At 39.2% G+C, this 480-nt stretch carries 1 protein-coding gene; it reads left to right on the top strand.

Annotated elements, in window-relative coordinates:
• A partial coding sequence (locus tag GNF10_RS39555; RefSeq protein ID WP_369009422.1) for a GAF domain-containing protein occupies window positions 1-480 on the top strand: 480 nt, incomplete at both ends.

Consider the following 480-nt stretch of genomic DNA (forward strand, 5'->3'; position numbering starts at 1 on the left):
TTAGAAAATAAACTAGTGGCAGGGGTATTTACTAGCGATCGCATCAAAGTTATCCAAATGTTATCTGTGCAAGCTGCCATCTCTCTAGAAAATGCTCGTCTTTATCAAGAATCTCAAGAAAAAGCTCAACAGATTCAACAATCTCTCCAGCAGCAAGAAACCTTATTTAATGTTGTGAATCAGATCCGAGAGTCTTTAGATTTAGACGCAATCTTTCGTGCAGTAACTCAAAATCTTCGCTCAATCCTTAATGTCTCGCGCGTCGGAATTTATCAATTTCATCTCGGGGTAAATTACGAATATGGCGAATTTATTGCCGAAGATGTCCTACCGCAATTTCCTTCTGGTTTAGCTGTCAAAATTCAAGACCACTGTTTTGGAGAGAACTATGCAACCCTGTACCAACAGGGACGATTTTGTGCAATATCAGATATTGAAACCGCAGAAGTTTTAGATTGTCATCGGGTAATTTTGCAACAG

It is taken from the genome of Nostoc sp. UCD121, from assembly GCF_014222285.1.
Lineage (GTDB): Bacteria > Cyanobacteriota > Cyanobacteriia > Cyanobacteriales > Nostocaceae > Nostoc.